Here is a 10,940-nt window from a genome sequence, read left to right as displayed (position 1 = left end):
CCTTTTATTTGCAAATGTTCATATGAAATTGGATCTCTAGGAATACGAACGGGTGATGAAGTCCTTGATTCTGGTGCGTGTAAAATGGCTTCATTGGTTAAATATCCTTTCATCGATTTACCAAATTCTTTAAATCCTTCTCTCAATATTTGAGATAAAAAACCTGGAAAAACCTGTCCCATTTCTACCGAAGTTGTTCCAGGAACATAAGAAGTTTTAGGGATTTCTGAGGAAACTTTATTCTGAGTAAAATCGATCATTCGTTGTGCTGGGACTTTTTGAGTTTGTCCTGCTAAATGCCAAGCTTTTTGTTCGATGCTTTTTTGAAATTCCATTCCGGCTAAAGCGCCAAATTTAGCATAAGGCTTAAAATCTTCTAACTTTAATTCAATTACAATTCCTGAATTTGCCGTAACCTGATCCCTTTTTGATGGAGACCAACCATTTGTAACCACTTCGCCCGGACTAGTAGCGCAAGGTGCAATTACCCCTCCTGGACACATACAAAACGAATACATTCCTCGACCGTTTATCTGCTTCACAATTGAATAAGGTGCTGGTGGCAAATGCTCTCCACGATAATCACAACTATACTGAATGCTATCAATCAAAGACTGAGGATGTTCGGCTCTTACGCCCAAGGCAAAAGGTTTGGCTTCGATGAAAATTTTCTTTTTATCAAGCAATTCAAATATATCTCGGGCAGAGTGTCCTGTTGCCAAAATTATTTTATTTGCCGAGATTGTATCACCATTTTGAGTTACAATTCCCTGCACTTCGTTATTTTTTATAACAATATCAGTCACTCGGGTTTGGAACAAAACTTGCCCGCCACATTCAATAATTTTTTCTCGAATATCCTGAATGATTTGAGGCAATTTATTGGTTCCAATGTGTGGGTGCGCATCTACAAGTATGTCTCTGGTTGCACCAAAAGCAACAAGCAATTCTAAAATCCGGTTAACATCACCTCGTTTTTTTGAGCGAGTATATAATTTTCCATCTGAATACGTTCCTGCTCCGCCTTCACCAAAGCAGTAATTTGAATCTTCATTAACAATATGATCTCTGTTTATTGCTTTCAAATCACGACGGCGACCGCGAACATCTTTTCCACGTTCTATAACGATTGGTTTTAAACCTAATTCAATTAATTGCAAAGCTGCAAAAAGACCCGCTGGTCCTGCTCCAACTACAATAACTTCTTGTGCAGAGGATACATTTTTATAATCAGGAAGTTCTATTTTTTGCTCATGAAAAAGAAGTTCCCCTTTTAAATAGATCACAACTTTCAAATTGATTTTGATTGCTTTTTGACGGGCGTCAATAGATCGTTTTAGAATAGCAACGTGTTGAATTTCATTTGAAGAAACCTTAATTTGTTTCGACAAATAATCTTTTAGCAACGATTCGTTTGAAGCTGTTTCGGGCGTAACTTGTAGTAGAAGTTCTTGTGGCATTGTATTTTGTTTTAGCTCTCTTTTTATGAAAGAATATGCAAAAATAGTCTTTTGAACTGAAATTAGTAATTTAATCTAAAAATCCATTTTTATAATAGACTTTGTACCTTTGTTTCTTTGAATCCTTACATTAAAAAAATGTCTAGAAAAATAAAACTTATTTGGGATTTTCGTGGTCCAGCATCAGCAAAAACCGCCGAACATCACGAAATACATTTAAAAGAATACATCAATATAGAAAAATTACCAATCAATATTACTGGTTTTCAACTATTTGACGAAATGTATGCAATTGCTTTCATGGTTGTAGCTGAAGAAAATATGATTCAAGTGAGAGATGCTTTGAAACCTCATCGTGGGGAAGTATTTATATAGTATTTAGGGTTCAGGTAACAGACTCCAGATTGCAGACTGAAGAAAAGAAAGCAGAACTTTGTATGCAGATTTCAGTTAAGAGTGTTGAATTCTCAATATTCAGATTAAGAATGCTAACATCTATATCAAAACTGTTGACTTCTACTTTCTGAAACCTGCAACTGAATACTGCTATCTGAATACTGCTATCTGAATACTGGCAACTTAACACTACTATCTCAAATCTACCCCAACCAACCATCACGATCCAAACTACGGTATTGAATAGCTTCTGCGATATGTCCAGAACCAACTTGAGGTGCCTCATCCAAATCAGCTATTGTTCGTGCTACTTTTAGAATTCTATCATAAGCTCGAGCTGAAAGATTTAATCTTTCCATAGCAGTTTTTAGTAGTTCTTTGGAGTTATCATCTAAAGCGCAATATTCACGAATGTGTTTGGTATTCATTTGCGCATTATAATGGATATGCTCCATTTCTTCAAAACGTTTGGATTGTATTTCGCGTGCAGATGTTACTCTTTTTCGAATATCGACGCTACTTTCGGCTTTCCGATCATCCGATAATTTTTCAAAAGGAACAGGTGTTACTTCAATATGGATATCAATTCTGTCTAATAGTGGACCTGAAATTTTACTTAAATAGCGTTGCATTTCATATGGCGAAGAAGTTTGAGGCGCATCCGGATCATTAAAAAAACCTCCAGGACTTGGATTCATGCTCGCTACTAACATAAAAGACGAGGGATAAGTTACAGTAAATTTGGCTCTGGAAATAGTAACTTCTCTGTCTTCTAAAGGCTGGCGCATTACTTCTAAAACATCGCGTTTAAATTCCGGCAATTCATCAAGGAATAACACACCATTATGCGCCATTGAAATTTCCCCGGGTTGTGGATAACTGCCGCCGCCAACAAGCGCCACATTTGAAATCGTATGATGCGGACTACGAAAAGGTCGCTGGTTCATCAATCCGACTTCTTTTAATTTTCCTGCGACACTGTGGATTTTGGTGGTTTCTAGTGCTTCTCTTAAGGTCATTGGTGGTAAAATACTTGGCAATCTTTTTGCTAACATTGTTTTTCCGGCGCCAGGTGGACCAATGAGAATTATATTATGACCACCAGCTGCAGCAATTTCCATACAACGCTTGATGCTTTCTTGTCCTTTCACATCGCTGAAATCGAATTCTGGAAAATCTAATGTTTTATAAAATTCGGCTCTGGTATCGATTGTTGTAGGTTGTAAATTGCCTTTTCCTTCGAGAAAATCAATCACTTCCTGCACATTTGACACGCCATAGACATCTAATCCAGCTACGATAGCAGCTTCTTTTACATTCTGAATTGGTAAAAAGAATCCTTTAAAACCTTCTTCTTTTGCTTTTATAGCGATTGGCAAAGCTCCCTGAATGGGTTGTAAACTTCCATCAAGAGATAATTCGCCCATGATTACATATTGCTCGTAAATATCTGTTTTTATTTGTGCGGAAGCAACAAGAATGCCTATCGCCAAAGGTAAATCATAGGCTGAACCTTCTTTACGCAAATCGGCTGGCGCCATGTTGATAATGATTTTTTTGCCTGGCATTTCGTAGCCATTATTTTTTAAGGCAGCTGCAATCCGATAACTACTTTCCTTGATTGCATTATCTGGTAATCCGACTAAATGGTAGCCGATTCCTTTGTCCATGTTGACTTCAATTGTGATTGTCGTTGCTTCGACTCCAAATACGGCACTTCCGTAAACTTTGATTAACATATAAAATAGTTTTTTTTAAATGTAAATACTATTTTACTTTTGACCAAAAATATTTAATTAATTTCTTACTAATTAAAGTGTTTAGTGTTTATTGAAGTTATTTTTTATGAAGAACTACTCAATATTAGAATTTGAAATTCCTACAAGGTTTGAAAAAAAAAACTTGCAGGGTAATAATGATTTAACTAATTCTGCAAATGAGTTTAAGAATATTGCAAGCCAATTTGCGTTTTAACGTCCTCGATTATTTTGGCGAGTTCTAAGCTGTTTTGATGTGACCAAAGATCGCTTTCTTTTTTATTAGCCCGCAGGCAAGCATGACATTCTTCGATTTCGTAAGTGTAGCCTTTACCTAAAGTTGGCTTATCGAATTTTGTTTTTTGATCGCCTTGAGTTAAGCTGTACGATTCGGTCATGAACCAAAGTGGATCGAGATTGATTCGCCCTTTGGTACCGCTGATTGTTGCGTCAACATTGCAAGTGTATAAAAAGCTGGAATGAAGTACAGCTTGCGCATTTTCGTATTGCAAAATAATAGAGGTTTGAGCATCGGCCCCTGTGGAATAAAATTGAGATTTAGCTAAAATCTCTTTAGGAATACCCAATATTAAGTAAGCCAAGAACAATGGGTAAACACCAATATCCATCAGTGCTCCGCCACCTAATTTCATATCGGTCATTCTGGTATTGTCTGGATTTTCAAATTTTATGGAAAAATCGGCATTGACGTATTTTACTTCACCGATTGCTCCGTTTCGAATATGTTCTAAAGTTTCTTGCATCGATGGATTGAAGCGTGTCCAAAAGGCTTCCATGAAAAATTTGTTTTGCTTTTTGGCTGTAGCAACCATTTGTTCAACGTCTTTGTAATGCAAGGCTAATGGCTTTTCGCATAAGACATTTTTATTATTTTCTAAAGCTTTAATGGTTAGTTCAGCGTGAGAATCATGCGGTGTAGCTATATAAAGGATATCGACTTCTGTATCCTGAAACAATTCGTCATACGAACCGTAGGCTTTTGGACATTTGAATTCGTTGGCAAAATCTTGAGCTTTGTCAATATTTCTGGAAGCCACTGCATAAATTTCTGCCGATTCAATTAACTGCAATTCGCTTGCAAATTGTTGGGCAATATTTCCGAGACCTACAATTCCCCATTTTATTTTTTTATTGTTTTCCATTGGTTGGTTCTGAGTTTTTTTAATATCAATAGTTTTTTGGTATTTTCAAATGTAGCAAATATTTTTTTTAACTGTGGTTTATAGCTATTCAAAGCTGTTTTGAATAGCACACAGATTTAGTAAATTTTAGCAGAAAGGTTCAATGCTTTAAAGTCAAATTGGAAACAAAAAATACTATTGGAACGTGAAGCTGTTTCGTGTAAGGGATAGAAGCAAGTTACCATGTAACGCGGATAGCCCGACCGCATCCTGATAAAAGGGCGTGTATCCGCAAAGTGAAATAGCCCTTTTGTCAGGATGTGGTTACACCCAAATGAATTTTAGTAAATTATGGTTTTAAAACGAGTTAATTCTTTAAATTTGAGTTTCAATTAAAAGTGAATATCATGGGACTATTTAATGCCATTTTGGGCAACGCATCAGAAGTAAATACAGAAAACCTATCGAAAGAATTTGAACCTTTATTGATTGAGGGCGAAAGAATCGAAAAAGGATATAAAGTAATTAAAGACATGTTTGTTTTTACTAACAAAAGACTGATTTTGGTCGAAAAACAATTGGTGGGAACTAAAGTTGATTATCTTTCAATTCCATATTCGTCTATTAAAAAGTTTTCGAAAGAAAGCGCCGGAATCATGGATCTGGATGCCGAATTGAAGATTTGGTTAAATCATGAAGATGCTCCAATTTCTAAACAATTTGGAAAAGGTGGAAATAATATCAATGAGGTTTACCAGATTTTGAGTAAGCATATTTTGAAATAGTTTTTTTTTAGTCCTTAGTCCTTAATCCCTAGTCGTTAGGGAGAGAACTAAAGACAAAAAAACTAAGCACTAAGGACTAACCAACTAGAATTTTATGAAAATAATAATCCGCACTTTTAAACTCCAATTAAAACACACTTTTACGATTTCAAGAGAATCGCACAATGTACAACCTACCTTAATTGTAGAGTTGCAAAGTGATGGCTTTTCGGGTTTTGGAGAAGCAACTTCAAATCCTTATTATAATATTACGGTGGATAGTATGAGAGCCAATTTGGAAGCCATTATTCCATTTATTGAAGCGCATGATAATGAAAATCCTGAGGAATTTTGGGATAGTGCTTCGGCTTTATTGAAGAATGATATGTTTGCTTTATGTGCTTTGGATATGGCGTATAATGATTTGTATGCAAAGAAAAAAGGTAAGAAATTATATGAACTTTGGGGAAATTCTCCTTTGCACAATCCCAAAACTGATTACACTATTGGAATTGATACAATTGATAAAATGGTCATGAAACTGAAGGAAATGCCATGGCCTATTTATAAAATTAAATTGGGAACCAAAGATGATATTGCAATTGTTACCGAATTGCGTAAACATACCGATGCCCGTTTTCGGATTGATGCTAATTGTGGCTGGACTGTTTCAGAAACCATCAATAATGCTGTGGCTCTAAAAAAACTTGGCGTTGAATTCTTAGAACAACCAATAAAAGCAGATCAATGGGCTGCGCACAAAGAGGTTTTCAAACACTCGGTTTTGCCAATTATTGCAGATGAAAGTTGTATTGTTGAGGAAGATGTTGCCAAATGTCACAATCATTTTCACGGAGTAAATGTAAAACTTGTAAAATGCGGCGGCCTCACTCCTGCCCGACGAATGATTGCCGAAGCCAAACATTATGGCATGAAAACTATGGTGGGTTGTATGACAGAATCTACCGTTGGAATTTCGGCAATTGCACATTTGTTGCCAGAATTGGATTATGTGGATATGGATGGCGCTCTATTATTATCCGAAGATATTGCAACTGGTGTTACGATTACAGATGGAGTTATTCACTATGCTGATTCCAACGGAATTGGAGCTACTTTAAAAAACTAAATTCATGCAGGTAAACCAAGTTCCTAATAGAGTTTTTTACAAAGATGGAAAACAGTTTTTGTACTTTGGCGGAACTAATTATTTGGGTGTTACTACGCTGCCTGAATTTCAAAAAATCCTGCTTTCGAGCTTTCAAAAATGGGGAACAAGTTATGGAAGTTCACGCTCTGCCAATATTCAGTTAGAAATTTACAAAACTGCCGAAGATTTATTAGCCCAACAAATTGGCACTGAATCAGTAGTTACAGTTTCGTCTGGAATGCTGGCGGGAAAACTAGCTTTGGAACAGCTACAGCATACAACCGATTTACTTTTTCATTTCCCAAATACACATCCGGCTTTGATGCATCCTTTTTCTCTTCCGCTCATTCAAGAGGGAAAATTAAATCCTTATCTGATGGATGATTCAGTTTCAAAAATCGGAATTGTTGCCGATGCTATTCCATCTCTGGGTGTCACTCCTGCAGACTTAAGTATTTTGGAAACAATTCCAAATTCAAAAAATATTACTTTATTACTTGACGAATCCCATAGTTTTGGAGTTCTTGGCAACGATGGCCAAGGGATTTTAAACCAGTACTCATTTCCAAATATTCAACACAAAATAAGCATTGCTTCACTTGGAAAAGCCACAGGTCTTTCTGGTGGTTTTATTGCGGGAGATATTGATTTTATTGATAATATCAAGAAACAACAAAATTTTATCGGAGCTTCCGGAATGAATCCTGCTTTCTTGGAAACTTATGTAAATGCTCAAAATATTTATCATTTGCAAAGACAACAATTAAAAGAAAATTTGACTTATGTTGCTCAAAATTTACTACCAAACAAAGAATTAACTTTTGACAAAAACTACCCCGTCATTTATTTCGATCAGCAAGAATTACTTCAATTGCTTTTGGAAAATGATATTATTCCAACCTCTTTTCCATATCCTACAGCTTCCGGGAAATTGAGCCGAATCGTCATTAGCGCTCATCATCTAAAATCAGATTTAGATAGAATGATTCAACAAGTAAATATTTTTACACAACTCACATCAGATTTGGAAGGCGACGATATCCGATTTGTCCTATAGTAAAATGTATCATAAGAATTATTTGGGCAAGACCCCATTTAGGAAAAGGGGCTTAATCTTGCAGGTGCGTATTCGCCCCTTTCCCTAAATGCGGTCGGGCTATCCGCACTACTTCGGTAGTTTGCTTCTATCCCTCTTGCGGCTTTTAAGTTTCATTTGAAATAGTACTTAATACTATTAGCTATTTTTTTTTATGAATTCTCTTATCTAGCAGAATATCAAAACAATATTATTTCCTATTCTCATTTCTTAGATAAAACAAACAACATTTTTAATATTCTTAAGTGAAAAACTACAATTTAGAAAAATCAATTATTATTATAAGAATAAAAAAAGCTACACAAATTCAATTATTAATATTTTTAAATGATTTTTTGCAACCTACACCCTAAAAATACGGGGTCAAAAATACAAAAACAACAAAAATCAAATACTAACCCCTATTTTAACACCACTATTTGAATCATTTGCTATTTTTGCATAAAAAAAATAAAATCCAGTACAAATGCGAAAAATAGTTTTAAGCGTGATTCTTGTCACAATTTTGACATTATCTTATTTCTCTAATTATTTCCTAACAAGCCACAAAACAAATCTTTCTGAAATTTCAAAATTCGATACTGGTGATATAGCATGGATGATAGTAGCATCAGCTTTGGTGTTATTAATGACGCCTGGACTAGGCTTTTTCTATGGGGGCATGGTCGGCAAAAAAAACGTAATCAGCACCATGCTTCAAAGCTTCATGGCTATGATTATCGTTACTGTTTTATGGGTAATTATCGCTTTTGGATTATCTTTCGGACCTTCTATTGGAGGCATTATCGGAAATCCACTTCCGTATATTTTTTTCCAAGGAGTCGGTATTGGCACTTCATGGAAACTGGCTCCTAGTATTCCTTTTTTATTGTTTGCCTTATTCCAAGCCAAATTTGCAATTATAACGCCCGCAATTGTAACAGGAGCTTTTGCAGAACGTATTCGCTTTTGGGCGTATCTGTTATTCATGGTATTATTTATACTTTTTGTTTATGCACCATTATGCCACATGACTTGGCATCCAGACGGGTTATTATATAATTTTGGCGTATTGGATTTCGCCGGTGGAACCGTAGTACACATGAGCGCTGGATGGGCAGCGTTAGCAGGTGCCATTTTTCTGGGAAAACGCAAATCACCAAAACCTAGCCCAGCGCGTATAACTTATGTATTATTAGGGACTGGCTTGTTATGGTTTGGATGGTTTGGCTTTAATGCAGGTTCAGCACTTGGAGCCAATGGTCTAGCCACACAAGCCATGGGAACAACAACAGTTGCAGCTGCAGTCGCTTCTATGACTTGGGTTTTTATTGATAAAATTATGGGACACAAACTTTCGGCAATGGGTGCTTGTATTGGTGCAATTGTTGGATTAGTAACGATAACTCCTGCAGCCGGATTTGTAAGCATGCCTCACGCAATAACTATGGGAATAATCGGAAGTGTGATCAGCAATATTACCGTTAGCAAATTTCATAAATTCAAAATTGATGATGCTTTAGACGTATTTGCCTGTCACGGAGTTGGGGGAATGGTCGGAATGGTTTTAACTGGAGTGTTTGCCAACAAAGACATTAACCCAGCTGTTATTGATCAAGGCCTTGCTTTTGGAGAAACAAAATTATTCACACACCAAATGATTGCTCTGGTTGGAGTTTCCATATTTGCTTTTGCAATGTCGTATTTTCTATTTTACGTTGTAAACAAAATAACCCCTTTACGTGTATCTGAAGAAAAAGAAGCCTTAGGGCTTGACATCTCTCAACACGGAGAGTATTTATAAAATTTTTTCATTTTAAATTATGAAACACTCTAGATCAATTTTAGAGTGTTTTTTTTATGCCCGTCTTTAAAAAGAACACACAATCGTCTCAAAAAGAATTACTTGCACATAAAAATCTTTTATAAATTCAAAAAATATTGTTAAATATTTTTAAATTTAACAAGTAATCAATAAGAGACACTTATTAGCAATTCATTTTATCTCATATTAACGACTTAAAAAAACAATTAAATATTACCATATGTTTATATTTTTATTCAAACATATAAAGTATTAACCAATAAAATCATAAAATACTTAGCAAATTGTCGGTATTTTTACAATTAAAATAAAAATTCAAAACTTTAACATAGAAAAATCTTAAAATTCAGTTAACACATTCTTTATTTTTGAGCTAAAAAATAAATACCCCTCAAAATACAGTAGTAGTAAATACAAAATTGATAAAAATAACAGACATACCCCTATTTTTTTGGTGGGTATAAAATGATTTAATACTTTTATATAAATTAAAAATCAAAAAACTATGCGAAAAATTATCTTAAGTATTACACTAATCACAATCTTGGTACTATCCGTTTTTTCAATTGATTTTCTTGTAGAATCAGCGGAATTAGGTGCTCACGTAGTTAAATTGAAACTTGACACTGGAGATACTTCCTGGATGATTGTAGCTACGGCTCTCGTACTATTAATGACTCCAGGTCTTGGATTCTTTTATGGTGGAATGGTTGGTAAAAAAAATGTCATCAGTACTATGCTCCAAAGCTATATGGCTATGATTATTATAACCATTTTATGGGTTTTAATTGGCTTTGGACTTTGTTTTGGTCCCACAATTGGAGGTTTAATTGGTAATCCAAGCTCAAATTTCCTTTTTAATGGTGTAAGTGCAAATACCGCTTGGGACTTAGCTCCGACTATTCCTTTTATTTTATTTGCTTTATTTCAGGCAAAATTTGCCATCATCACTCCGGCTTTAATTACAGGGGCATTTGCCGAAAGGGTTCGTTTTTGGGCTTATATATTATTTATGATATTGTTCTCACTAGTTGTATACGCTCCATTGTGTCATATGACGTGGCACCCTGATGGATTATTCTTCGGATGGGGAGTACTGGATTTTGCTGGAGGAACTGTAGTGCATATGAGCGCTGGTTGGGCCGCATTGGCAGGAGCTATCTTTTTAGGAAAAAGAAAAGTACAAAAAACAAATCCAGCCCGTATCACATACGTATTGTTAGGAACAGCCTTATTATGGTTTGGATGGTTTGGATTCAACGCCGGATCTGCTGTTGGAGCAGGAAGTCTTGCTGCTCAAGCTTTGGGAACTACTACTGTCGCTGCTGCTGCTGCTGCTATGGCGTGGGTATTTCTGGATAAAATTTTAGG

The 10,940-nt window shown here is 35.6% G+C and carries 9 protein-coding genes; 6 read left to right on the top strand and 3 right to left on the bottom strand.

From position 1 onward, the window contains the following. Nucleotides 1-1,460 (bottom strand): NAD(P)/FAD-dependent oxidoreductase (locus tag VLC96_RS05565; protein ID WP_325261196.1); only part of this gene is annotated, 1,460 nt, incomplete at its 3' end. A gap of 138 nt (nt 1,461-1,598) precedes the next feature. Between VLC96_RS05565 and VLC96_RS05560 the strand changes: the two genes are divergently transcribed. Then, entirely contained in the window at nt 1,599-1,835 is a 237-nt protein-coding gene (locus VLC96_RS05560) for a hypothetical protein (protein ID WP_325261194.1), read from the top strand. Nucleotides 1,836-2,059: 224 nt separating this feature from the next. Here VLC96_RS05560 and VLC96_RS05555 read toward each other — a convergent pair whose 3' ends face one another. Then, nucleotides 2,060-3,595, bottom strand: coding sequence for a YifB family Mg chelatase-like AAA ATPase (locus VLC96_RS05555; RefSeq protein WP_325261192.1), 1,536 nt, complete (start codon nt 3,593-3,595; stop codon nt 2,060-2,062). Between the two features lie 203 nt (nt 3,596-3,798). After that, entirely contained in the window at nt 3,799-4,776 is a 978-nt protein-coding gene (locus VLC96_RS05550) for a Gfo/Idh/MocA family protein (RefSeq protein ID WP_325261191.1), read from the bottom strand. A gap of 386 nt (nt 4,777-5,162) precedes the next feature. Here VLC96_RS05550 and VLC96_RS05545 point away from each other — a divergent pair, with 386 nt between their 5' ends. The 5 genes from VLC96_RS05545 to VLC96_RS05525 all read left to right on the top strand — a co-directional run. After that, a complete protein-coding gene (locus tag VLC96_RS05545; protein ID WP_325261189.1) occupies nt 5,163-5,540 on the top strand; it encodes a PH domain-containing protein in 378 nt (125 codons plus the stop codon). Between the two features lie 94 nt (nt 5,541-5,634). Further along, nucleotides 5,635-6,648: a dipeptide epimerase gene (locus VLC96_RS05540; protein ID WP_325261187.1), complete on the top strand. Its 1,014-nt coding sequence runs from the start codon at nt 5,635-5,637 to the stop codon at nt 6,646-6,648. A gap of 4 nt (nt 6,649-6,652) precedes the next feature. Next, nucleotides 6,653-7,726, top strand: a complete 1,074-nt coding sequence (locus VLC96_RS05535; RefSeq protein WP_325261185.1) for an aminotransferase class I/II-fold pyridoxal phosphate-dependent enzyme — start codon at nt 6,653-6,655, stop codon at nt 7,724-7,726. Nucleotides 7,727-8,231: 505 nt separating this feature from the next. Then, nucleotides 8,232-9,548 (top strand): ammonium transporter, encoded by a 1,317-nt coding sequence (locus VLC96_RS05530; RefSeq protein ID WP_325261183.1) that lies wholly within the window; start codon nt 8,232-8,234, stop codon nt 9,546-9,548. Between the two features lie 526 nt (nt 9,549-10,074). Further along, on the top strand, nt 10,075-10,940 hold an 866-nt coding region (locus VLC96_RS05525; RefSeq protein WP_325261181.1), incomplete at its 3' end, for an ammonium transporter.

The organism is Flavobacterium sp. (assembly GCF_035456085.1).
GTDB lineage: Bacteria > Bacteroidota > Bacteroidia > Flavobacteriales > Flavobacteriaceae > Flavobacterium.
Note: the sequence above shows the minus strand (reverse complement) of the source record. Positions and strands in the feature narration are given on the sequence as shown.